The organism is Streptomyces sp. NPDC054786 (assembly GCF_053611685.1).
On the sequence record NZ_JBSHAW010000012.1, the window covers coordinates 35539 to 59237 of the forward strand.

20 protein-coding genes are annotated in these 23699 nt (G+C 70.9%); 14 read left to right on the forward strand and 6 right to left on the reverse strand.

Annotated elements, in window-relative coordinates:
* Window positions 1–91: 91 nt before the first annotated feature.
* Window positions 92–505: an SsgA family sporulation/cell division regulator gene (locus tag ACWGI6_RS12480; protein WP_453267453.1), complete on the forward strand. Its 414-nt coding sequence runs from the start codon at window positions 92–94 to the stop codon at window positions 503–505.
* A gap of 157 nt (window positions 506–662) precedes the next feature.
* Here the strand turns inward: ACWGI6_RS12480 and ACWGI6_RS12485 are convergent, their stop codons facing one another.
* Window positions 663–1436, reverse strand: coding sequence for a polysaccharide deacetylase family protein (locus tag ACWGI6_RS12485; RefSeq protein WP_453267454.1), 774 nt, complete (start codon window positions 1434–1436; stop codon window positions 663–665).
* Window positions 1437–1581: 145 nt separating this feature from the next.
* On the opposite strand from ACWGI6_RS12485, the gene ACWGI6_RS12490 reads away from it, so the two are divergent.
* The 4 genes from ACWGI6_RS12490 to ACWGI6_RS12505 all read left to right on the forward strand — a co-directional run bounded on the left by ACWGI6_RS12490 (window position 1582) and on the right by ACWGI6_RS12505 (window position 5089).
* Window positions 1582–2289 carry a response regulator gene (locus ACWGI6_RS12490; protein WP_453267455.1) on the forward strand — a complete coding sequence of 236 codons (708 nt, stop codon included), beginning with the start codon at window positions 1582–1584 and terminating at the stop codon, window positions 2287–2289.
* A complete protein-coding gene (locus ACWGI6_RS12495) occupies window positions 2286–3890 on the forward strand; it encodes an ATP-binding protein (protein ID WP_453267456.1) in 1605 nt (534 codons plus the stop codon). The genes ACWGI6_RS12490 and ACWGI6_RS12495 overlap by 4 nt, the downstream gene beginning before the upstream one ends.
* A complete protein-coding gene (locus tag ACWGI6_RS12500) occupies window positions 3887–4570 on the forward strand; it encodes a hypothetical protein (protein WP_453267457.1) in 684 nt (227 codons plus the stop codon). The genes ACWGI6_RS12495 and ACWGI6_RS12500 overlap by 4 nt, the downstream gene beginning before the upstream one ends.
* Before the next feature lie 117 nt (window positions 4571–4687).
* Window positions 4688–5089, forward strand: a complete 402-nt coding sequence (locus ACWGI6_RS12505; RefSeq protein WP_453267458.1) for a DnaJ family domain-containing protein — start codon at window positions 4688–4690, stop codon at window positions 5087–5089.
* Window positions 5090–5141: 52 nt separating this feature from the next.
* Here ACWGI6_RS12505 and ACWGI6_RS12510 read toward each other — a convergent pair whose 3' ends face one another.
* Window positions 5142–6422 carry a DUF4185 domain-containing protein gene (locus ACWGI6_RS12510; RefSeq protein ID WP_453267459.1) on the reverse strand — a complete coding sequence of 427 codons (1281 nt, stop codon included), beginning with the start codon at window positions 6420–6422 and terminating at the stop codon, window positions 5142–5144.
* Between the two features lie 220 nt (window positions 6423–6642).
* Here ACWGI6_RS12510 and ACWGI6_RS12515 point away from each other — a divergent pair, with 220 nt between their 5' ends.
* The 3 genes from ACWGI6_RS12515 to meaB are packed head-to-tail and all read left to right on the forward strand — an operon-like array spanning window position 6643 to window position 11802.
* Window positions 6643–8553, forward strand: a complete 1911-nt coding sequence (locus ACWGI6_RS12515; RefSeq protein ID WP_453267460.1) for a methylmalonyl-CoA mutase family protein — start codon at window positions 6643–6645, stop codon at window positions 8551–8553.
* Window positions 8553–10784, forward strand: a complete 2232-nt coding sequence (gene scpA / locus ACWGI6_RS12520; protein WP_453267461.1) for a methylmalonyl-CoA mutase — start codon at window positions 8553–8555, stop codon at window positions 10782–10784. The genes ACWGI6_RS12515 and scpA overlap by 1 nt, the downstream gene beginning before the upstream one ends.
* Before the next feature lie 10 nt (window positions 10785–10794).
* A complete protein-coding gene (meaB, locus tag ACWGI6_RS12525) occupies window positions 10795–11802 on the forward strand; it encodes a methylmalonyl Co-A mutase-associated GTPase MeaB (protein WP_393907789.1) in 1008 nt (335 codons plus the stop codon).
* 129 nt (window positions 11803–11931) lie between these two features.
* Here meaB and ACWGI6_RS12530 read toward each other — a convergent pair whose 3' ends face one another.
* Together ACWGI6_RS12530 and ACWGI6_RS12535 are read right to left on the reverse strand one after the other, a co-directional pair.
* The gene (locus ACWGI6_RS12530) at window positions 11932–12876 is read right to left on the reverse strand and encodes a LysR family transcriptional regulator (protein ID WP_453267462.1); all 945 of its coding nucleotides are present in this window, start codon (window positions 12874–12876) and stop codon (window positions 11932–11934) included.
* A 112-nt stretch (window positions 12877–12988) separates the two neighbouring features.
* Complete coding sequence (locus ACWGI6_RS12535) at window positions 12989–13492, reverse strand: ATP-binding protein (protein ID WP_453267463.1); 504 nt, start codon at window positions 13490–13492, stop codon at window positions 12989–12991.
* 195 nt (window positions 13493–13687) lie between these two features.
* Here ACWGI6_RS12535 and ACWGI6_RS12540 point away from each other — a divergent pair, with 195 nt between their 5' ends.
* Both ACWGI6_RS12540 and ACWGI6_RS12545 read left to right on the forward strand, forming a co-directional pair.
* Window positions 13688–13930, forward strand: coding sequence for a DUF397 domain-containing protein (locus ACWGI6_RS12540; RefSeq protein WP_393907786.1), 243 nt, complete (start codon window positions 13688–13690; stop codon window positions 13928–13930).
* 111 nt (window positions 13931–14041) lie between these two features.
* The gene (locus tag ACWGI6_RS12545) at window positions 14042–14950 is read left to right on the forward strand and encodes a helix-turn-helix domain-containing protein (RefSeq protein WP_453267464.1); all 909 of its coding nucleotides are present in this window, start codon (window positions 14042–14044) and stop codon (window positions 14948–14950) included.
* Window positions 14951–15025: 75 nt separating this feature from the next.
* Here ACWGI6_RS12545 and ACWGI6_RS12550 read toward each other — a convergent pair whose 3' ends face one another.
* Entirely contained in the window at window positions 15026–15841 is an 816-nt protein-coding gene (locus ACWGI6_RS12550) for an SAM-dependent methyltransferase (protein WP_453267465.1), read from the reverse strand.
* A 207-nt stretch (window positions 15842–16048) separates the two neighbouring features.
* Window positions 16049–17020, reverse strand: coding sequence for a multicopper oxidase domain-containing protein (locus tag ACWGI6_RS12555; protein WP_453267551.1), 972 nt, complete (start codon window positions 17018–17020; stop codon window positions 16049–16051).
* Between the two features lie 362 nt (window positions 17021–17382).
* On the opposite strand from ACWGI6_RS12555, the gene ACWGI6_RS12560 reads away from it, so the two are divergent.
* The 4 genes from ACWGI6_RS12560 to ACWGI6_RS12575 all read left to right on the forward strand — a co-directional run bounded on the left by ACWGI6_RS12560 (window position 17383) and on the right by ACWGI6_RS12575 (window position 23637).
* Window positions 17383–19806, forward strand: coding sequence for a ThuA domain-containing protein (locus ACWGI6_RS12560; RefSeq protein ID WP_453267466.1), 2424 nt, complete (start codon window positions 17383–17385; stop codon window positions 19804–19806).
* Window positions 19803–21728, forward strand: a complete 1926-nt coding sequence (locus ACWGI6_RS12565) for an OmpL47-type beta-barrel domain-containing protein (RefSeq protein ID WP_453267467.1) — start codon at window positions 19803–19805, stop codon at window positions 21726–21728. Before ACWGI6_RS12560 ends, ACWGI6_RS12565 begins: the two co-directional genes overlap by 4 nt.
* A gap of 327 nt (window positions 21729–22055) precedes the next feature.
* Window positions 22056–22703 (forward strand): TetR/AcrR family transcriptional regulator, encoded by a 648-nt coding sequence (locus ACWGI6_RS12570; protein WP_453267468.1) that lies wholly within the window; start codon window positions 22056–22058, stop codon window positions 22701–22703.
* 64 nt (window positions 22704–22767) lie between these two features.
* A complete protein-coding gene (locus ACWGI6_RS12575) occupies window positions 22768–23637 on the forward strand; it encodes a class I SAM-dependent methyltransferase (protein WP_453267469.1) in 870 nt (289 codons plus the stop codon).
* Window positions 23638–23699 lie beyond the last annotated feature (62 nt).

Consider the following 23699-nt stretch of genomic DNA (forward strand, 5'->3'; position numbering starts at 1 on the left):
CACACATGTCGCGTGCACGGCGAGCGCGGGCACACCGTCCTAATGGACGAGCCATTGCCCAAGACACGACCGCCGTAAGGGGAGCAGCGCGATGAACACCGTCATCGACCAAGCCGTCCAGGTTCGCCTCATCGCCACCACTTTCGGCCCGCATGCGGTGCCGGCGGTGCTGCACTATGCGCCCGCCGATCCGCTGGCGGTACGGATGTTCTTCCCGCCGGAGATCTCGCTGGACGGCTGCGCGGTGGACTGGGCGTTCGCCCGGGAGCTGCTCGACCAGGGGCTTCGGACGCCGGCCGGGCGGGGCGACGTACGGGTGCGGCCGTCCGGCCCGGACCGCACGGTGATGGAGTTCCACGCGCAGGAGGGCATCGCCATGGTCCAGTTGAAGACCGCGGACGTCCGGCTGTTCCTCGCCCGCTCCTACGAGGCCGTGCCCGCGGGCAGCGAGCTGGCACACCTCGGCATGGACCACGGCCTCGCGGAGCTGTTCGGCGCGGCGTGAGGCCGGCGCGCCGCACACGGTGTGCGGCCGGGGAGGAGGCCGTCGCCCCGGGGAGCCGGGAGACGACGGCACACCCCGGGGCCTGTCCGGCAGGTCGGTGACGGACAGGCCCCGGGGTGTCCGACAAGGCGGTCACCGACCGCGGACAGCTCTCGCCTCAGCGCTTCGGAAACCCGAACCCGTAGCCCTGCTGCTGCATCCACGGCAGCAGCCGGTCCATCGACTCGACGGTCCGGGCGCGGTCGCCGCCGCCGTCGTGGAACAGGACCGTCGGCCCGTTGGGGAGTTCACCGCGCACCGTCGCCTCGATGCCCTCGACGGTGCCGCCCTCGAAATCCTTGCTGTCGACGTTCCAGCCCAGTGGCCGCATACCGTGTTCCGCGGCCAGCTTCCGGCTGTAGGGCGTGAAGGCGCCGCCGGGGGCGCGGTAGTACTCGACCTGTGCGCCGCCCGCCGCGTCCTCGATCATCTTCTGCGCGTCGAGTATCTGCTGCGACTGATAGCTCTGCGCCTGGTGATCCATGCCGGTGTTGTGGCTGACGGTGTGGTCGCAGAGCTTGTGCCCCGCGGCCACCACCTGCTTGACCAGGTCCGGGTGGGCCTTGGCCTGCGGGCCGATCATGCAGAAGACCGCTTTGACGTTGTGCTTCTTCAGTACGGCGAGCACCTTCGGGGTCCAGACCGGGTCCGGGCCGTCGTCGATGGTGATGTTCAGGCTGCGGCCGGGGCGGTCCGAGGCGTGCACGATGGAGGAGCCGACCGGGGCAACAGGGGCCGCCCGCTTGGCCTTGCCTGAGCCGACGCTTTCCGCCTCGGCCCGGGAAGTGGCTCCGAAATTGCCGAAGGCGAGCGTTCCCGCAACCGCGAGTGAAACCACCGCCGCCGCGGCCACTCCGATGATGCCGCTCTCAATACCGAAGCGCCGTGCCATCCCGACCCCGTCCCTACCGTGCTCGTGTGCGTACCGACCGGCGGTGACTGCGTTGCGCACCGCCTTGCACCACGTGAGATGCACCGGAGTCCGGGCAGGCTGCTCCTGTTACGGATCCATCATGAAACTTATTGATACTGGACCCATGCCACGTGTACTTCTGATCGAGGACGACGCCGCCGTACGGGACGGAGTGTCCCTGGCCCTACGGCGGCGCGGCCATGAAGTGGCGGCCGCGGCCAGCGGCGAGGAGGGGCTGGAGGTCCTGCCGGGCTTCCGCCCCGACATCGTGCTGCTGGATCTGATGCTCCCCGGCAAGGACGGCTTCGAGGTCTGCCGGCTGATCCGCACCGAGCGGCAGCTGCCGATCATCATGCTCACCGCCCGTGGCGACGACCTCGATGTGGTGCTCGGCCTGGAGGCCGGCGCCGACGACTACATCGTCAAGCCGGCCCGCGGCGAGGTCCTCGAAGCACGTATGCGCGCGGTGCTGCGCCGTACCGCGCTGCCCGCCGATGGCACACCGGCCGCCGCTGACCCGGGCCCCGCCCCGGTCGAGACCTACGGCGAACTGGGCATAGACCGCGCCGGTCTGGTCGTCGCCAAGGGCGGCCAGGATCTGGCGCTGGCCCCCTCGGAGATGAAGCTGCTGCTGTTCCTGTCCGCCACCCCGGGGCAGGTCTTCAGCCGCCAGCAGCTGCTGGAACACGTGTGGGAGCACAGCTACCACGGCGATGCGCGGCTGGTCGACGCCTGTGTCATGCGGCTGCGGACGAAAATAGAGGACACCCCGCGCAGCCCCCGTTACGTCCAGACCGTGCGCGGCTTCGGCTATCGCTTCGGACCCCTGTGAAGCGCCCCGGCCGCCGGGTGCCGGCCCTCCCCCGCCTGCGGCCGGGGAACCCCCAGCTGCTGCGGGGTCTGCGGGCCCGGCTCGTCGTGGGGTTCCTGGTGGTGGCCGCCGTCAGCGCACTGACCACCGCTCTGCTGACCTACCAGGAAGCCCGTAACGCCATACTGCAGCGCTCCCAGGACATCGCGGTCAACGACCTGCGGGCGCAGGTGAACTCGCTGGCACCCGAGCTCCCGGTGCCGCCGTCCCAGGCGGATCTGGACTCGCTGCGGGTCCAGCTGGAGCGCTCCGGAAAGTCCCGGGAATGGGACATTTCCGTGCATTACAGCGGCGTACAGGACAGCGGCGAGGGCGGCCTGCGGGGCGATGTCGTGATACCGGCCGGACTCAAGGCGTCGGTGGAGAAGCGCCATGTGCCGGCCTTCCAGCGGGTGGACCGCGGCGGGGATCCCTGGCTGATGATCGGGATGCCGGTACGGCAGTCCGACGGCCGGGCCTCCGCGCTGACCATCTTTGCCCAACTCCCGCTGAACGCCGAGGAGTCCAACGTCGAGGCGCTGGTGAGTGCCGCCCAGCGGGGCGCGCTGCCGGTGCTGGTGCTGACGGTGGTCCTGGCGCTGCTCGCCGCGCGCGGTGTGCTGCGGCCCGTACGGGGTCTGCGGCAGGCCGCCGGCCGGATCGCCGAGGGCAAGCTGGACACCCGGCTGGAGGTCAAGGGCGCCGATGAGATCGCGGATCTGTCCCGGACGTTCAACGACATGGCGGCCCGGCTGGAGGAGAGCATGGCCGAGCTGCGCCGCCTGGAGGCCAACTCCCGGCGGTTCGCGGCCGATGTCTCGCACGAGCTGCGGACACCGCTGGCGGCGATGACCGCGGTCACCGATGTGCTCGACGAGGACGCCGACTCCCTCGACCCCGACACCGCCTCGGCGGTCCGGCTGATCAGCCAGGAGACCGGGAAGCTGGCGCGGATGGTGGAGGACCTGATGGAGGTGTCACGGTTCGACGCGGGGGCCGCGGCGCTCCATCTGGACGAGGTGGATGTCGGCGAGACCATCCGCAAGACCCTGCAGGCCAGGGCCTGGCAGAAGAGGGTGACGGCGGAGCTGCCGGCGGACGTACGGGCCGGACTCGATCCGCGGCGGCTCGATGTCGTGGTCGCGAACCTGGTCGGCAATGCCCTGCACCACGGCGGCGAGCCGGTCCGGGTGCGGCTGCACGTCCCGGAGCCGGGCGCGGACCGGCTGCTGATCGAGATCTCCGACAGCGGTCCCGGCATCGACCCCGAGGTCCTGCCGCATGTCTTCGACCGCTTCTACAAGGCGGACTCCGCCCGCACGCGCTCGGAGGGCAGCGGCCTGGGCCTGGCCATCGCGCTGGAGAACGTACGGCTGCACGGCGGCTCCATGCGCGCCGCCAACTCCCCCGGGGGCGGTGCGGTGTTCACGGTGGATCTGCCGCTGCGCCACGAGGAGGCGGCCGAGCCGGCGGCCGACGGGAGCGCCGGCCCGCCGGACGACGCATGGGCGGCCGGGGAGCGGACCGCGGACGACGACCGGGGCGGCGTACGCTCCGAAGCCCGGAAAGAGACCCACGCATGAGCGCCATGAACGCCCGGAACGCCCTGCGTACGACGCGTGCCCGGCGGGTGTGGACCGTTGCGCTCACCGGCGCGCTGGCCGGGATCCTCACCGGTGCACTGGCCGGTGCGCTGGCCGGCTGCGGTATCGCGCCCACCGATGTCATCGACGCCGGCGAGCCCGCCACCGGCGTGAAGTCACCGGGCCAGCCCGCGGCCGATGTCCAGCTGTTCTTCTACGGGCCCTCCGGCCTGCGCTCCGCGACCCGGCGGGCGAAGGCGCCGGCCGACCCGGAGCTGGCCATCGAGTTGCTGATGAAGGGGCCGAACCACGCGGAGCGGATGCGCGGGCTGTCCAGCGTGCTGCCGAAGTTCCCCGGCCCGCTGAGCGCCGCCACCCGGGTGGGCAGCGTCGTGATCACCCTGCCCATGGACGTCAAGCTGCTGGACTCCGCCTCGCTGAACCAGCTGGTGTGCACCGCGGCCAACGCCCGGGTGCCCGGGAACAGGCCGTCGGGCGAGGTCACCGTGACGCTCGTGAGCAAAACCGTCCGGGTCGGCCCGATGGTGTGCGGTGGCAACAACGCCTTCCCCGTCGTCGCACCGACCCCGACCGGCACCGGCACGGCCGTCCCGAACCGGACCGGCTCGGGCCCGACCGACGCGGCTCCGACCGGCACGCCCCCGGGCACGACGGGCTGACCGGTCCCGGCCCCACGGGCCCGGCCCGAGTTACCGTGGAGACGGGCCGCCGCCCACCCCACCGCGCCGGAGGAGGAGCGAGCCGGCCGGACGCCGAAACCTCGGGAGACTGACGCGATGACCGAGCGCAAACCCCCCGGTGTCACCTTCGAGACCTGGGTCGACAGACAGATCCGCGAGGCGACGGAGCGCGGCGAGTTCGCCGGTCTCTCCGGTGCCGGCAAGCCCCTCCCCCACCTCGACCAGCCGTATGACGAGATGTGGTGGATCAAGGACAAGATGAGCCGGGAGCACCTCTCCTGTCTGCCGCCCGGCCTCGCCCTGCGCAAGGAGGCCGAGGACGCCCTGGAGACGGCGGCCCACGCTCCCACCGAGGCCGCACTGCGCCGCATCCTGACCGCGGTCAACGACCGGATCCACGCCGCGCTGCGTACGCCGCTCGACGGCCCGCCGCTCCGTCTCGCACCGTTCGACATCGACGAGGAGGCCCGTAAGTGGCGTGCGGAGCACGGGAGTTGACACAACCCCGCACGGGGAGCCCGGCCGGTGCGGCGCGCCCGCCGCGCCACCGTCACCGCCCGACGGGCCCGGTCCGCACCCGCAGGAACCGCGGCCGGTAGAGCTCCACATCACCGTTGAGCCGGGGATCGGCCGGGACGCCGGGCGGACCGAGCCAATTGATGTCGTAGCTGAGAAGAAACTCCCCGTTCGCGGTGAATTCGGGGTGTATCTGGGGGTTGTAGGTGGCGACATACTGCGGGTCGGCGGCCGGCGGGCGGGGCGGGGTGAGACGGCCGTTCGGGCCGTGCCAGGGGCCGTGGGGTGAGCAGGACCAGTAGGTGGTGATCGCCCGCATCCCGGCCGCGCCGCCGCCCCCGGTGTCCATGGTGAACAGCACCCAGGCCGGACCGTCGCGTACGACGGTGAAGGCGCTGCCGACGCCGCGCCGGCCGCCGGCCCGCAGCACCGGCCCGGCCCGCCCGGCCCGCCGCTGCCAGTGGGCGCCGTCCCAGAACCGCCAGCTTCCGCGGTCCGCGAGCCGCCCGCCGGGGACCCGTGCGACATAGGCGCTGGAGGCCGGCGACGAGGGCGGGTCGTCGCCGCCGAAGAGATAGGTCCAGCCGCCGTCGCGGACCGCCGCCGCTCCGTAGAGGACGCGTCGGCCCGGGTCGGCGACGGAGGTCCGGCCGACGGTCTCCGTGATGCCTTCCAGGCGCAGGCCGGGGAGCGACAGCGTGGCCACTTCGGTGGCACGCGGCAGCCCGAAGATCCACGGCCCGGTGCCGGGAGCACGGTTCCACAGCAGCACCCGGACGACCTTCTCGTGCGCGCCGGGCGTACGGGGTTCCACGCTCGCGCGCACCGGCCAGCGCCAGCCGCCGCCGGGCGGGTCGGGGAAGAGGGGGCCGCGGGCGGTCGCGGTGCCGCCGGTCAGGGTGCGCTCCAGCCGGCCCGAACGGGACATCACCACGGCGGAGTTGTGCCGCAGCACCGGGGCGCCGCCGCTGTCAGCCGTGCGCCAACGATGCTTCTCCCCTTGCGGGTTGGGCGGTGGCTGGATCCGGTCGAGGAAGGTGTCGGAGAAGAGCCAGAGCGTGCGGCCGTCGGGCAGGCGCACCGAGTGAGTGCCGTCACCGCCGGTCCAGTCGTCCACCCGGGCGTTGTCATCGCCATAACGGGCGAATTCCGCGGTATGCCGGGAATCGGTGGACCAGGAGGCGATCCGGCGCCCACTGCAGTGCGCGGCGCGGCCGGGAGAAGCGGTCCGTGGCAGCGCCCACAGCAGTACGGCGACGGCGGCGAGAAGCAGAGCGGCGACGGCCGCGGTGCGGATCATCGGCGCCTTGGACATCGCGCTCCTCGGTCGGTTGCCGCACCCACGGTACTGATCCTCCTGGCACAGCCCGTGGCAGACGCATCCCTACGGAAAAGATGACTCCGCGCCATACGGCCGAACCGCCCCACCTGCCCCTTCCGGCGCATAAATATGAAGATCCATGAGAGGTCAACGAGTGCAACGTCACAGCTGGAGCCCCTGCTCCAGCTAACGGTCGTTCGCCTAGCCTGCTGCCATGACCGCCGAGTCCCCCGAACTCCCCCTGGCCTCCGCCTTCCCCGATGCCGATCGAGAGCAGTGGCAGCTCCTCGTCGAAGGCGTGCTGCGCAAATCGGGCGTCACAGAGGCGACGGGCACCGCCGCCGAGGACGCGCTCTCCACCGATCTGCAGGACGGCATCCGCATCCGCCCGCTCTACACCGCCGAGGACGGTACGGCCGCCCTGGGCCATCCGGGCTTCCCGCCGTTCGTACGGGCCGGCCGGCCCGAGGGCACCACCGTGGCCGGGTGGGACGTACGCCAGCGCCATGTCCACACCGATCCGCAGCGCGCCAATGAATCGGTGCTGGCCGATCTGGAGAACGGCGTCACCTCGGTCTGGCTGACCGTCGGCGACGGCGGGGTGCCGGTGGACGGCCTGGAGCGCGCGCTCGACGGTGTCTATCTGGACCTGGCCGCGGTGGTACTGGACGCGGGCGCCGATTTCCGGCCGGCCGCCGAGGAGTTGCTGCGGCTCCACGCCGCGTCCGGCGCACCGCTGAGCGAGGCGGTCGGCTGCCTGGGCGCCGACCCGCTCGGCCTGCTGGCCCGTACGGGCGACGATGCCAAGCTGCGCCTCCAGTGGGAGTCGGCCGCCCGGCTGGCCGCGCGCTGCACCACCGAGGCGCCCGGCATCCGGGCGCTGGCCGTCGACGCGCTGCCGTACCACGAGGCGGGCGGCTCGGCCGCCGAGGAGCTGGGCGCCTCGCTGGCCACCGGCGTCGCCTGCCTGCGGCAGCTGACGGACGCCGGCCTCGGTATCGACGACGCCTGCCGGCAGCTGGAGTTCCGCTATGCCGCCACCGCGGACCAGTTCCTGACGATCGCCAAGCTGCGCGCCGCCCGCCGGCTGTGGGCACGGGTCGCAGAGGTGTGCGGGGCCTCGCCCGCCGCGTCGGCGCAGCGCCAGCACGCCGTCACCTCCACGGTGATGATGACCCGTCGGGACCCGTGGGTGAACATGCTGCGCACCACGGTCGCCGGGCTGTCCGCGGGCGTGGGCGGCGCGGATGCGGTGACGGTGCTGCCGTTCGATGCCGCGCTGGGCGTGCCCGATGCGTTCGCCCGCCGGATCGCCCGGAACACCCAGTCCGTGCTGCTGGAGGAGTCGCATCTGTCGAAGGTGATCGACCCGGCGGGCGGCTCCTGGTACGTGGAGAGCCTCACCGACGAGCTGGCCCGTGCGGCCTGGGCCTGGTTCCAGGAGATCGAGGGCGCGGGCGGCCAGGCCGCGGCGCTGCGCTCCGGGATGATCGCGGGCCGGCTGGCCCGCACCTGGGAGCGTCGCGCCGAAGACCTCGCGCACCGGCGCGAACCGATCACCGGCGTCAGCGAGTTCCCCCATCTCGCCGAGCCGCCGGTACACCGCGAGCCGGCACCCGCGCCGATCGGCCGGCGGTCCACCGGGACGGAGTCCGGCGGAGGGCTGCCGCGGGTGCGCAGGGACGACGACTACGAGCGGCTGCGGTCGCGCTCCGATGCCCGGCTGGCGGCGAGCGGCGCCCGCCCGAAGGTCTTCCTGGCCGCGCTGGGCCCGGTCGCGGCCCACACCGCGCGGGTGGCGTTCGCCGCCAATCTGTTCCAGGCGGGCGGCATCGAGACGGTGCAGGAGCCCGCGTCGGTGGACGCCGAGTCGGTGGCCGAGGCGTTCGCCCGCAGTGGCGCAGGCATCGCCTGTCTGTGTTCGAGCGATGCGGTGTACGGCGAGCAGGCGGCGGCCGTGGCGGCCGCCCTGAAGTCGGCGGGGGCGCTGCGGGTGCACCTGGCCGGCAAGCCGGGTGAGCGCCGGGAGGAATTCGTAGCGGCCGGGGTGGACTCCTTCGTCTTCGCGGGCTGCGACGCGGTCGAGGTGCTGTCCTCGGCCCTGGATGTCATGGAGGTGGCGTGATGAACGACACGACACAGCAGACGGGCGCCATCCCGGACTTCAGCACGGTCGAACTGGGGAAGCCGGTCGCGGCGGACAACGCCGGCGACACCGGGGAGTGGGCCGCGGCCGTGGCGCAGGCCACCGGCAAGGGCGTGGCGGACCTGACGTGGGAGACGCCGGAGGGCATCGACGTCAAGCCGCTGTACACCGAGGCGGACCTCGACGGTCTGGACTTCCTGGGGACGTACCCGGGGATCACGCCGTATCTGCGCGGCCCGTACCCGACGATGTACGTCAACCAGCCCTGGACGATCCGGCAGTACGCCGGCTTCTCCACCGCCGAGGAGTCCAACGCCTTCTACCGGCGCAATCTCGCCGCCGGCCAGAAGGGCCTGTCGGTCGCCTTCGACCTGCCCACGCACCGCGGCTACGACAGCGACCACCCGCGGGTGACCGGCGATGTCGGCATGGCGGGCGTCGCCATCGACTCGATCTACGACATGCGGCAGCTCTTCGAGGGCATCCCGCTGGACAAGATGACCGTGTCGATGACGATGAACGGCGCGGTGCTTCCGGTGCTGGCGCTGTACATCGTGGCCGCGGAGGAACAGGGCGTACCGCCCGAGAAGCTGGCCGGGACCATCCAGAACGACATCCTCAAGGAGTTCATGGTCCGCAACACCTACATCTATCCGCCGCAGCCCTCGATGCGGATCATCTCCGACATCTTCGCGTACACCTCGCAGAAGATGCCGCGCTACAACTCCATCTCGATCTCCGGCTACCACATACAAGAGGCGGGCGCGACGGCCGACCTGGAGCTGGCGTACACCCTGGCCGACGGGGTGGAGTACCTGCGCGCGGGCATGGCGGCGGGCATGGATGTGGACTCCTTCGCGCCGCGGCTGTCGTTCTTCTGGGCGATCGGCATGAACTTCTTCATGGAGATCGCCAAGCTGCGGGCGGCCCGGCTGCTGTGGGCGCGCCTGGTGCAGCGCTTCGAGCCGAAGAACCCCAAGTCCCTGTCGTTGCGCACCCATTCACAGACCTCGGGCTGGTCGCTGACCGCACAGGACGTGTTCAACAACGTCACGCGGACGTGTGTCGAGGCGATGGCGGCGACCCAGGGCCACACCCAGTCGCTGCACACCAACGCCCTCGACGAGGCGCTCGCCCTGCCCACCGACTTCTCCGCCCGTATCGCCCGTAACACCCAGCTGTTCCTGCAGCAGGAGTCGGGCACCTGCCGGGTCATCGACCCGTGGGGCGGCAGCGCCTACATCGAGAAGCTCACCCACGATCTGGCCCGGCGCGCCTGGCAGCACATCGAGGAGGTCGAGGCGGCCGGCGGGATGGCCAAGGCCATCGACGCGGGCATCCCCAAGCTGCGTGTCGAGGAGGCCGCGGCCCGTACCCAGGCGCGGATCGACTCGGGGCGGCAGGCGCTGATCGGCGTCAACAAGTACCGGGTGGAGACCGACGAGGAGATCGACGTCCTCAAGGTCGACAACTCCTCGGTGCGCGCCCAGCAGATCGAGAAGCTCAAGCGGCTGCGCGCCGAGCGCGACGAGGACGCCTGCCAGGACGCGCTGCGGGCGCTGACCGCGGCGGCCAAGTCCGGTCCCGGCGAAGGACTGGAGGGCAATCTGCTGGCGCTGGCGGTGGACGCGGCCCGTGCGATGGCGACGGTCGGCGAGATCTCGGACGCCCTGGAGTCGGTCTACGGACGGCACTCCGGCCAGATCCGTACGATCTCCGGTGTGTACCGAGACGAAGCGGGCCCCTCCTCCGGTGTCGAGCGCACCCGGGATCTGGTGGCCGAGTTCGAGCGCGCCGAGGGGCGCCGGCCCCGGATCCTGGTGGCCAAGATGGGCCAGGACGGCCATGACCGCGGCCAGAAGGTGATCGCCACGGCCTTCGCCGACCTGGGCTTCGACGTCGATGTCGGCCCGCTGTTCCAGACGCCGGCCGAGGTGGCCCGCCAGGCGGTGGAGGCGGACGTCCATATCGTCGGGGTGTCCTCGCTGGCGGCCGGGCATCTGACGCTGGTGCCCGCGCTGCGGGAGGCGCTGGCCGCGGAGGAGCGGGAGGACATCACGATCGTGGTGGGCGGGGTGATCCCGCCGCAGGACGTCCAGCCGCTGCGCGACATGGGTGCCGCCGCGGTCTTCCTGCCCGGCACGGTGATCCCGGAGGCCGCGCACGACCTGGTGCGGGACCTGGCCTCGGTCCTCGGCCACGAGCTCTGAGCGGGGGGTCATGCCTGCGACGATCGATGTCGAACGGTACGCCGAGGGTGTCCGCGCGGGCTCCAGGGCCTGGATCGCCCGCGCCGTCACCCTGGTGGAGTCCACCCGCCCCGACCACCGGGTGGCGGCCCAGCGGCTGCTGGTCGAGCTGCTGCCGTACTCCGGCTCGGCCCGCAGAGTGGGCATCAGCGGGGTGCCGGGCGTCGGCAAGTCGACCTTCATCGATGCGCTCGGCTCGCTGCTGACCGGCGCCGGACACCGGGTGGCGGTGCTCGCCGTCGACCCGTCCTCCAGCCGTACCGGCGGCTCCATCCTGGGCGACAAGACCCGGATGGAGCGGCTGGCGACGGACCCGGCGGCGTTCGTCCGCCCCTCCCCCACGTCCGGCACGCTGGGCGGGGTGGCGCGGGCCACCAGGGAGTCCATCGTGGTGATGGAGGCCGCGGGCTACGACGTCGTCCTGGTGGAGACGGTCGGCGTCGGCCAGTCGGAGACCACCGTCGCGGGCATGGTCGACACCTTTCTGCTGCTGACCCTGGCGCGCACCGGCGACCAGCTCCAGGGCATCAAGAAGGGCGTGCTGGAGCTGGCGGACCTGGTCTCCGTCAACAAGGCCGACGGCCCGCACGAGCGGGACGCCCGCTCCGCGGCCCGTGAACTGGCCGGTGCGCTGCGGCTGTTGCAGCCCCCGGACGCGGCCTGGACACCCCCGGTACTGACCTGCAGTGCGCGCGAGGGCACCGGCCTGAAGGGTGTCTGGGAGCGGGTGGAGCAGCATCGCACCCTCCTGGAGTCCACCGGGGCCCTGGCCGAGCGGCGCCGCGCCCAGCAGGTCGAATGGACCTGGTCGATGGTGCGTGAGCGGCTGATCGACCGCCTCCAGGAACACCCCGAGGTGCGCCGGCTGGGCCCCGGTGTCGAACGTGCGGTGCGCGACGGCGAGATCACCGCGACGCTGGCGGCCGAACAGCTGCTGGAGGCGTTCGGCCTCGGGAACGGCCTGGCGGGCGAGGCATAGGGGACGGGCGGCCGGGCGAGGCGCCGCCGTACCGGCCACCGCCCGGCGCCGGGTGCACATCGCCGGGCCCCTGCGCCACGGCCGGCCACCGCGCCCGCCCGCGCCCGCGCCTCCACCGGTCGAGTCCCTCTATCGGACGGACGGCGACGGCTGCCCCACCGAGGGCCCCGCCTCCCGTGCCGCAACGATGCGTTGTCCCCGTTCGGCGAAGTGCGCGACGGCCATGTCACGGAACCGCGCAGCGGCGGTGGAGAGATAGCTGTCCTCGCGCCGGACCAGGCTCAGGGTCCGGACGCAGTCAGGGGTGTCGAGGTGCAGCCAGGAGAGCGGCGCCCGATCGAGATCGGCGCGGGCGAGCGAGGGCATCAGGCCGACACCGAGACCGGCCGCGATCAGGAAGTGTGTGGCGCCCGGCTCATCACCCTCGCAGGAGATGACCGGACGGCGTCCGATCCCGGCGAACAGCCGCTCCAGCAGCGCTCGTTGCCAGTGGCCCACCCGGGTGGTGATGAAGGGTTCATCGGCGATGTCGGCCACCGTGAGCCGCTCCCGGAAGGCCAGCGGATGACCGGCCGGCACGGCGAGCAGCACCTCTTCGTGCAGCAGCCGCACCGCGCCCAGACCGGGCCCGGACAGCGGCTGCGAGGCGAAGCAGAAGTCCACCTCCCGTGCCCGTAGCTGATCCCGCATCACCTCGGGTGTGGACTGGAAGCACCGGACGGTGACACCGGGGTGGGCGGCGCGGAATCCGGCCAGCAGTTCGGTGAGGGGCAACAGGGTCTCGGCGGCGACGGCGACACCGCCGTCGTCGAGCCCGGCGGCGTCGGCCATCTCCCGGCGGGCGTCGTCGAGTTCGTCCAGCGCACGCTCGACCCGGGCCAGGAACGCGGCGCCATAGCGGTTGAGCCGGATGGCGCGGCCCTGCCGGTCGAAGAGCGGCACGCCCAGCTCGGCCTCCAGCCGGGCGATCGTCCGGCTCACCGAGGGCTGGGCCACCCGGAGTTCCTCGGCGGCCCGGCTGATGTGCTCCCGGCGCGCGACCGCCCGGAAGTAGCGCAGGGACAGCAGATCCATCGGCTTCTCGGGCTTTCCGCTCGGGTGACGGCGACCCGGGAATGGTCACACACGGCAGGACCGCGCCCCGTTCCGCGGGTACGGGCCGGCGCCACGTCCCTACGGGCCTGCCTCAGCCGCGCATCGAGACCGTCGCCCACACCGTCTTCCCGGTCCGGTCCGGCGCCGTCCAGCCCCATGCATCGCTCAGCTGGTCGACGATATGCAGACCGCGCCCGGATTCCGACAGGGCGTCCGGGGGCTTGACGACGGGCGCGCCGGGGCCGGCGTCCGAGACCGCACACAGCACCGTGGAGTTCTGCCGGGTCAGGGCGAGCCAGGCATCACAGAAGGGGACGGGTGCGGGGGCACCGTCCTCCCCGGTGGCCTGGGTGCCGTAGCGCAGGGCGTTGCTGACGAGTTCGGAGACCACCAGGGTCACGTCATCGGTCACGTCGGCACACGTCTGCCAGCCGGCGAGAGTCGCCCGGGTGAACCGTCGGGCTTCCGGCACGGTGCGTGCGGAGCCGCTGAGGGCGCAGGCGGCGAAGCCGTCGGGGGAGGGCATCCACCAGGTGTCCTCACACGGTTCATCCCGGAGGGCGTCGTGCACGGTCTCTGCCGGATGTGTGGTCATCAACATCTCCGCGAGGGGGATTTCGGGGCTGGGCCGGACTGCCTCGGAGAGCTAATATCCTCGTCAGCCGTCCCATGATGCAAGTGCATCTGCAATTACATCAGTAAGGACGGCCGCTCAGGGGCTCGTTCACGCCAAGGTGATCGCAGGCTCGGGATCGGTCGGAGGAGAGACCTCCAGCAAGGGAGCAGTGTGATGGAGCCGGTGACCAACGGCATGCAGGCGACCAGCATCGAAGACGCCGTCTGGCGCAAGAGCCGACGCAGCAACCCCAGCGGCAACTGCGTGGAACTGGCCGTGCTTTCGGACGGCGGGGTGGCGGTGCGCAACTCCCGGTTCACCTCGGGTCCGGCGCTCGTCTACACCCGCGACGAGATGGTGGCTTTCGTCCAGGGAGCCAAGGACGGTGACTTCGACGACCTCATCGCCGGCCACTGACAGTGCGCCGCGCAATTGGCGCATATGTCGATCGGGTAGTCGCCCCGGCTGTACGAACCGCGCGGGGCGGTGGGACACTGGGCGCTCGCCCGACCACTCAGGGGAGTCAGCATGACCGCCGCGCAGCCGAGCAGCGATCCGTCCCTGCGCCGCTATCTGGAGCATCCGCGGGGTGGTCCGACCGTCCTGCGTATCGTGCTGGGCACCCAGCTTCGCCGGCTGCGTGAAGGGGCGGGCATCACCCGGGAGGCCGCCGGGGACGCCATCCGCGGTTCGCACGCGAAGATCAGCCGCCTGGAGCTCGGCCGGGTGAGCTGCAAGGAGCGGGATGTCGCCGATCTGCTGACGCTCTACCACGTCACGGACGACGCGATCCGCTCCGACTTCCTCAAGCTGGCCCGCAAGACCAGCAGTCCGGGTTGGTGGCATCAGTACAACGATGTGCTGCCCGGCTGGTTCGAGACGCACATCGGTCTCGAAGAGGCCGCCTCGGTGATCCGTACGTACGAAGTCCAGTTCGTGCCGGGCCTGTTGCAGACCCCGGACTACGCCCGTGCGGTGGCGCAGCTCGGTCATCCGCGGTCCTCCCCGGAGGAGATCGAGCGGCGGGTGCAGCTGCGCGTGCAGCGTCAGGAGCTGCTGACCGTTCCGGATGCACCGCGGGTATGGGCCGTGATCGACGAGGCGTCGCTGCGCCGTCCGCTCGGCGGACCGGAGGTGATGGCAGGTCAGCTCAGGCATCTGCTGAAAATGGCCGAGCTGCCGAATGTCACGCTGCAGATCGCGCCGTTCAGCCTCGGCGGTCTGGCGGCGGCCGGTGGTCCGATCACGATTCTGCGGTTCCAGGAGCCGGATCTCCCGGACATCGTCTACCTGGAGCAGCTCACCAGCGCGCTCTATCTGGACAAGCGCGATGATGTCGACCATTACCTTGCGGTGATGGACCGGCTCAGCGCACAGTCCGAGTCGCCCCGCGAGTCCCTGGCGATCCTGGAGCGGCTGCTCAAGCAGGAGAACTGACGCGCGACACGGCAATGGAGCGGGGCGGGGTGCCTACCGGGCGCCCCGCCCCGCTCCGTGTGTGGTGCCTTCGCGCTACAGCTTGCGGGCCACACCACCGAATTCGATCCACTCCTGGGTGAGCTGCCGGGGACCGAGGTCCGCGTCCGGCTTCCAGGTGGAGACCTCCACCAGGCCCGGCTCCTGGATCTCCAGTCCCTCCAGGAAGCCGGTCAGCTCATGGGCCTGCCGCACCCGGCCCCACTGGCCGTGGGTGCTGACCCGCATGAATTCGGTGACGAAGTCACGGGTGGCGGCGTCCTCACTGATCAGCTGACACACCACCAGGAAGCTGCCGGGCACCAGCCGGTCGGCGACCCGCTTGATGAGACCCGCCGGGTCGTCGGCATCGGGTATGCAGTGGAGGACCGAGACGAACAGCGCGGCGACCGGCTGGTCGAAGTCGATCAGCCGCTCGACCTCGGGGCTGCTGAAGATTCCGTCGGTGTCCCGCATGTCCGCCTGGATCACGGCGGTGTTGGCGTTCTCCTCCAGGAGTGCGCGGCCGTGCGCCAGCACGATGGGGTCGTTGTCGACGTACACCACGCGCGAGTCCGGGTCGACCTGCTGGGCGACCTGGTGGACGTTGTCCTGGGTCGGCAGGCCTGATCCGTGGTCGATGAACTGGCGGATGCCGTGTTCGCGAGCCAGCCAGCGGACCACCCGCTGCAGGAAGCGCCGGTTGTTGATCGCCAGTACCTGGGTACTCGGGACGACCTTGCTCAGCTCTTCGCAGGCCTCGCGGTCAACGGCGTAGTTGTCCTTGCCGCCCAGGTAGTAGTCGTACATCCGCGCCACACTCGGGATGCTGACATCGACGGCACTGGACTGCGGTTGTGATTCCTGGCTCATTCCACACTTTCCCGTCGCTTCGACAGTCGTCAGCCATGGGGCAGGGGTGACCGCTCCGTACAGGAGTGACCACGCGCTGCAAGCCCCCAACATACCCATCGAACGGCGGTTGTTGCAGACGAGCGACAGGGTCCCTTGGAGAGAAGTGCCGGGTGTTGCTCCGTCAGCACGCACACGCACCCCAACGGACGTACGAATCAAGGGTGTTCAATCAGCCAGCCGGTGGGCCGGGTGTCCGCCATGACCCTCATGGCCGGGAATCGTCCCGTCGGGTTCGGCGATCAGGAGGAGCCCGGCCATCCCCATGTCGGAGTGGCTCTGGACATGGCAGTGATACATCCAGGCTCCGGCTCCCACCCCCTCCCCCGCGATCAGCTGGAAGCCGAAGGAGTCGGCCGGGCCGGTGATCTTGGTGTCGATGACGCGGCTGGGGTCGTCGGGGCCTTCCAGGAGGCCGGTGCGGTTGTCCGCCCAGCGATGACCGTGCACATGGAAGGTGTGGTAGTACTCCCCGTGCGTGATCATGATGATCTCGATCCGCTCGCCGACGGTCGCCCGGAAGTCGGGGCCGGTCGGCAGATTGTTGATCGTCATGTCGTTGAAGACGATGGTGAACTGCCGGTCGGGCAGGGTGTCGCCGGCCCGGCGCACGACGACCGGGCCGTACATACCGGCCCGGATGCCGCCGGTGCCGTGCTCGGTGCCGACGGCATGATCGTGGTAGTGCCAGTAGCCGGCGCTCCCGGGGCGCCAGCTGCCGTCCTTGCGTCTGCCCGGCGCATGGGTGCGCCAGGTGTAGGTGCGGGTGCCGCCCGGCTCGACGGAGCTGTGGTTCATCTTGGTGCCGTCACTGGCCACGTCGTAGTCGAGGCCGTGGACATGCAGGCTCGCCTCGACCTCCATGGCGTTCTCGAACTCGATGTGCAGGGTGTCGCCCTCGACGAGTTCGATGAGCGGGCCAGGGACGGAGGCCTTGCCCTTCTCCAGCCCGTACCCCCGCCTCCCGTCGGCCAGCTTCTCGGCGTACAGCTTCAGATGCTTCACCTCGCCCGCAGCCACCGCCCGTCGGCCCTCCGCGGCCGCTGCCGGGGTGGGGGCGGCGGCCGCGGCGATCGGCCCGAGCGCCGCGACGGCGGCGCCGCCGGCCAGGAAGCGGCGGGTGAACAGGCGTCTCGGCAGGGCGCGGACGGCGGGGTGCTCGGCTGCCTCGGTCATCGTGCTCCCATCGGGTGGCGGGAAACGAACCGCCTGGGACGGTAGCCGCACGATCTTCGTTTATCCACGGCAAGGACAAAGTTTGTTGCGCCACGGTCATAGCTATTGGCGGGCCACCGAAAGAGGTCTAGCTTCAACGGCTGTTCGGATGACCGGAGAGGGTGGGTGGGCCAATGGGACGGTTGCCGCGACAAGAACCCCGGGGCATACGGGGGTTGGGGCAGCGATGGCGGGAACGGCTGCCGGGACGAGCACGGACACGGCGGGAGAGACGCGGAGCGGCCCTGTCCCGTAGCTCCGGCGCCCGTTACGGCTGGGTCGCCGCGATGGCAGCAACCGCCGTCACCGCGGCGCTGCTCGGCAGCGCTCCGGCACAGGCCGGGACGGCACCCGAGCCCTCGGTTCCCCGGCTCGATCTGCCGTCCCCGCCGGGCGGCGACCCCGTCCGCGTACTGGTCTTCCACGCGTCGGCCGGCGCCGAGCCGCCAACGGTCGACGCGGGAATCGCGGCCATCGAGAAGATCGGCCAACAGGGCCCGGCAGCTGAGCACTTCACCATCCAGGCGACCGATGACGCCACGGTGTTCACCAAGCCCCGGCTCGGCACCTTCAACGCCGTGGTCTTCCTCACCGGCGGCGGCGATGTACTCGATCCCGAGCAGGAAGCCGGCCTGGAGAGCTATATGAAGGCCGGTGGCGGCTTTCTCGGCATCCACGACGCGGCGCGCACGGAACCGTACTCGGACTGGTTCACCGGGCTGATCGGCGCCCGGCCCGCGGCCACCGGTCCGGCCGGCACCCAGCGGGCGACCGTCGAGGTCGGCGACCGCACGAACCCGGCCACCAAGGACCTGCCGGTGCAGTGGAAGCGCCCCGACCGGTGGCTCAACTGGGCGACCAACCCCAGTGGTGCGGTGCACACCGTCGCCCGCGTACGGGAGAACACCTACCAGCCGGGCGCCGGGGCCAACGGCTGGGACCACCCGGTGTCATGGTGCCGCGACTACGACGGCGGACGCTCCTTCTACACCGGCATGGGCGGCACCGCCGCCAGCTTCCAGGAAGCCGACTTCCGCACCCATCTGCGGGGCGCGCTGCTGTGGACCACCCGGCTCGCACGCGCCGACTGCCAGGCCACCATCACCGCCAACTACCGTGCCGAACGGGTCACTTCACCCAATCAGCCCGGCCGGTCCGACCAGATCGGTGAACCCCACGGCGTGGTGACCGCCAAGGACGGCAGGGTGTTCTACATCGGCCGCGGCGGCGGTGACGCGAACGCTCCGGTGGTCACCGACTGGAACGATCCCGATGTCGGCAAGGGCGAGGGCACCGTCCACATCTGGAACCCGCAGACCAAGAAGGTGACCCTGGCGGGGTCGGTGACGGTCTTCGGCAACAAGGGCGGCGGCGACGAACTGGTCAAGAACGAGGAGGGGTTGCTCGGCATCGAACTCGACCCCGACTTCCTCTCCAACGGCTGGATCTATCTCCACTACACCCCGCACTCCCGGATCAACCGCGACACCCAGATGGCCGAGCGCCGGGTCTCCCGCTTCACCCTGAACCAGAAGACCAACAAACTGGACCTCTCCTCCGAGAAGGTCCTCCTCGCCTGGCCGGTACAGATCCACAGTTGCTGCCATGCGGGCGGCGGTATGGCCTGGGACTCGCGGAACAACCTCTACATCGCCACCGGGGACAACAACTCCTCGCAGTTCAGTGAGGGTTACTCGGGTAACAACCCGGCGCCGAACCACAAGGGCGTCTCCTTCGCCGACGCCCGCCGCACCGCCGGCAACACCCACAACCTCAACGGCAAGATCCTGCGCATCCACCCCGAGCAGGACGGCACCTACACCCTGCCCGAGGGCAATCTCTTCACCGGCAAGGAGACCGACGAGGGCGGCGGCAAGACCCGCGGCGAGATCTATGTGATGGGCGTGCGCAACCCGTCCCGGATCTCCGTCGACAAGAAGACCGACACCCTGTACGCGGGCTGGGTCGGCCCGGATGCCGGTACGCCGAGCACCACCTGGGGGCCGGCGAAGTACGACACCTTCGCCGTGATCACCCATGCCTCCAACCGAGGCTGGCCGTTCTGCATGGGCAACAAACAGCCCTACCGGGACCGCAATCTGCCCGATCCCACGAAGCCGCTGGGCTGGTACGACTGCGACCACCTGAAGAACGAGTCGCCGAACAACGACGGCCTGGTCAACATCCCGCCGGCGGAGGCCAACAACATCTGGTACTCCCCGCAGGGCGGCGGCCCCGACTATCCGCGGGACGCCCACGGCATCCCCAGCTACCAGCTCTCCGAGCAGAAGCTGCTGCTGCCCTGGCTCAAGGGCGGCGGCCAGGCCGCGATGGACGGCCCCGTCTACCGGTTCGACGCCGACAGCGCGAGCAAGGACAAATGGCCGGCCTACTGGGACGGCAAGTGGTTCGTCGGCGACTTCTACGACGGTGACCAGCCACGGCACGCGGTCGTGATGGACCCGAAGACCGCGGGCAGCGGCGGGCTGCCGGCCCATGCGGAGAGCCTGGACAAGATCATCCCAGTGGGCGCGGACGGTATCCGCAACCTGATGGGCTGGACCTTCGGACCCGACGGCGCGCTGTACGTCCTGGACTACGGGCGCGGCTTCTTCACCTCGGACCCCAAGTCTGCCCTGTGGCGCATCACTTACCAGGGCGGCGAGCCGACGCCCCGGCCGCAGCAGCTCGCCCGGAAGGCGGCCCGATGACCCGCAGAACGATGAACCGCAGCACCTGGACCCTACTGCTGGCCGCACTCGCCCTGCTGCTCGGCCTGGCCCCGGCGACGGCGTACGGGCCGCGGACCGGCCCCGCACCGCGGCAGACGGAGCAGCAGACCCTCACCTGGACCGCTGGCGACGACATCACCCGGTACGCCTCCGCCCCCGCCACGGCGGTGGCAGGCAAGGCGACCCTCGTCTTCGAGAACAGCACGGCCACCGGCAACACCATGGGCATGCCGCACACCCTGACCTTCGACACGTCCGACCCCGAGTACAACCAGGACGTCACCCTCAACATCCTCGCCAACCCCGGCGACGCCCAGGGCGGCAAACACACCGCCGAGGTCACCCTGACCCCCGGCAAGTACCGCTATCACTGCACCATTCCCGGGCACGAGGGCATGCAGGGCGTTCTCGTCGTCACCGACGGCGGTGGCTCCGACAGCACACCCCCCGACACCTCCGCCAAGCTCACCGGCGAACAGAACGCGGACGGCGCCTATGTCGGCAGCGCCACCGCCACCCTCGCCGCCTCCGACACCGGCTCCGGCGTCAGCACGCTCGAATACGCCCTCGACACCGCCGCCTACCAGCCGTACACGGCCCCGGTCCTGGTCGACGACCCCGGCGCCCACCAACTCCGCTACCGCGCAACGGACAAGGCGGGCAACACCGCCCCCGAGAAGACCGTGGACTTCACCGTCGTCGCCCCGCCCACCGGCGACACCACACCCCCCGAGACCACCGCCGAGCTGACCGGCGCGAAGAACTCCGACGGCGACTACCTCAACCGGGCCACGGTGACCCTCACCGCCACCGATGCCGGATCGGGCGTCGGGAAGACCGAGTACGCCCTGGACGGCGGCCCCTACCTCGCCTACACCGCACCGGTCATCGTGGACCGGGTCGGCCGCCACACCGTCGCCCATCGCGCCACCGACAAAGCCGGCAACACCTCGCAGGCGCGTACCGTCTCCTTCGCCATCGCCGAGGGTGGCGGGGTCCCCGCTCCCCAGTGCGCCGAATGGGACGAACGGCTGACCGTCATCGTCGGCACCGTCAACACCGGCATCCCCAACCGCATCACGCGCAGCCGCTGCACCATCAACGAGCTGATCGAGGACGAGAAGGACTGGTCCTCCCAGGCCCTCTTCCTCAAGCACGTCCGCGGCGTCACCGACGGCCTCCGCAAGGACGGCGTCGTCGACGACCGCGAGTACCGGACCATCAACAAGGCCGCCCGGCAGTCCGGCATCGGCACCCCGGGACAGCACACCGGCTACCGCGACCTCTTCGACGGGACACAGAAGTCCTTCGCCGCATGGGAACAGGTCGGCGGCGGCGCCTTCAGCCGCACCGCCGACGGCATCATGACCAGCAGCTCCGCCGTCCCCGGGATGGGCATGCTCTGGTACCCCCGGCGCACCTACGACAACTTCTCCCTCAAGCTCCAGTTCCGCGACGACGCCCCCGGCACCGGCAACGCCAACAGCGGTGTCTTCGTCCGTTTCCCCGACGTCCACGACCATCCCGAGGAGTCCCGCCCCGAGTGGGTCGCCATCAAATACGGGCACGAGATCCAGATCCTCGACCGCCCCGACGGCGACATGTACAAGACCGGATCCGTCTACGGCTTCGACCGGGTGGGCCTCGGCGGCGCCGGTGTCACCCCCAAGGGCACCTGGAACGACTACGAGATCCGCGTCATCGACCAGCACTACTCCGTCTACCGCAACGGCGTCCTGCTCAACGAGTTCGACAACACCGGCGGCCAGGAGTTCTCCCCGCCCCGCGCGGACGACCCCGGCACGGACGGCCGCCGCTTCGCCTCCGGCTACATCGGCCTGCAGGTCCACAGCGAGACGGATGTGATCTCGTACCGCAACATCCGCATCCAGGAGCTGTAGGACCCCGAGGCGGGGGTACGGGCCGCCACCACGCCACTCACAGGCGGCGGCCCGTTCCTCTCCCCCCGGCGACACCCGACGCCGGGCACGCCCCCCGCGCGGTCCGGCCCGGCGAGGAGCACACCTGGGCCCGGGGCCGCATCCGGTTCCGCCTCGGCAGACACCCGAGCAACAGCCGTTGCGGAATGGAGCGTTGTATGAGGACGCCTACCACCATCGGCCCGCTTTACACCCGGCGACAGCGCCGCCGAGGCTCACCCCGCACCCGCCACTGCCTTACTTTTCAGTCAAGTTACTCACCAGTAAGGTTGAGGTAGGCTGGCCCGAATGGCTGACACACGCAGGCGACGCGTCCCCCGCCCCGTCCGGGAGCAGCAGATCATCGACGCGGCGATCAGGGTCTTCGCGAAGCGCGGCTATCACGCCGCCTCGGTCGACGAGATCGCCGAACTCGCCGGAATCTCCAAACCGATGGTCTATCTCTATCTCGACTCCAAGGAGGGGCTGTTCCTCGCCTGTCTGCGGCGCGAGGCCGAGCACCTGGTGTCCGCGTTACGCGCTGCCGCGGCCCCCGTACACCCGCCCGAGCAACGGCTGCGGGCAGGACTGCTCGCGTTCTTCACCTTCGTCACCGAACACCGCGACAGCTGGGTGGTGCTGCACCGCCAGGCGTCGGAGCTGAGCCCGGCGATCGCGGCGGAGCTGGCCCGGACCCGGCGGGCGGTGATGACGGAGGTCTCCGGGCTGGTCCGGGCCGGGGACGCGGAGCGCGCCGGAACCCCCTGCCCCGACGACGAGGCCGGCTTCGTGACGTACACGCTGGTCGGTGCGGCGGACTCGCTCACCGACTGGATGACCCTCCACCCCGACGAGCCCCCGGAGCGGATCACCCTGCGGCTGATGAACATGGTGTGGGTGGGGATGCGCAACGTTCTCGACGGCGAGGGGTGGACAACGCCGGTGCGGGAGTCGTAGTGGGTGCCCGCCGTCGCGCTCGCCGTACTGGCCGGATCCCCGGCCCGGCCGGTACAAGAGGGGGATGACCACAGAGCAGAGTGAGCTGTCGACCGTACCGGGGGCCTCGCCCACCACCGAGGAGATGGTGCGTGCCAACCAGGCGAACTGGGACGCCCGCACCCCGGTCCATGTGGCCAGCCAGTTCTACGGCCTGGACGGTTCCCGGACCGCCGAGGACTGGTTCGCGCCGTTCGAGTGGACCGATCTGGGCGATCTGGCCGGGCGCGATGTCCTGCATCTGCAGTGCCATCTGGGCACCGAGACGGCCGCGTTCGCCGAACGGGGCGCGCGCACGGTGGGGCTCGACTTCTCCGCGGCGGCGGTCGCCGAGGCGCGGCGGATCGCCGAGGAGGGCGGCCGGAGTGTGGAGTTCATCCGGTCCGATGTGCACCGGGCCGTCGAGGCGCTGGGTGAGCGCCGGTTCGATGTGATCTACACGGGCAAGGGCGCGCTGTGCTACCTGCCCGATCTGACCGCCTGGGCCGGGATCGTCAGCGCGCTGCTCCGGCCCGGCGGGACGTTCTACCTCGTCGAGTTCCATCCCCTGCTCGACTCCCTGGGGCCGACGCCGAGCCCGGAGCGGCAGCAACTGGAGCTCCACCATGACTACCTGGGGGGCCGCGGTCCGCTCAGGAGCGATACGCCCTCCACGTACACCGACGGTCCACCGGTGCAGGGCGCCACGACGAGTTACGAGTGGCGGCACGGCCTCGGGGAGGTCATCTCCGCGGTGATCGGCGCGGGGCTGCGCGTCCAACTGGTCCGGGAGACCGAGCTGTTGCCTTGGAAACGGTTCGAGGCGATGGTCCCGTCCGAGAACGGCTGGTGGCGTCTCCCGCCGTCGGAGCCGATCATTCCGCTGCTGTATGCGCTACGGGCGGTGAAGGCCTGAGCCGCCTGTCGGCACGGGCTCCGACGGCCTCCGTCCGTCGGCCACCGGGACCGGCGGGCACC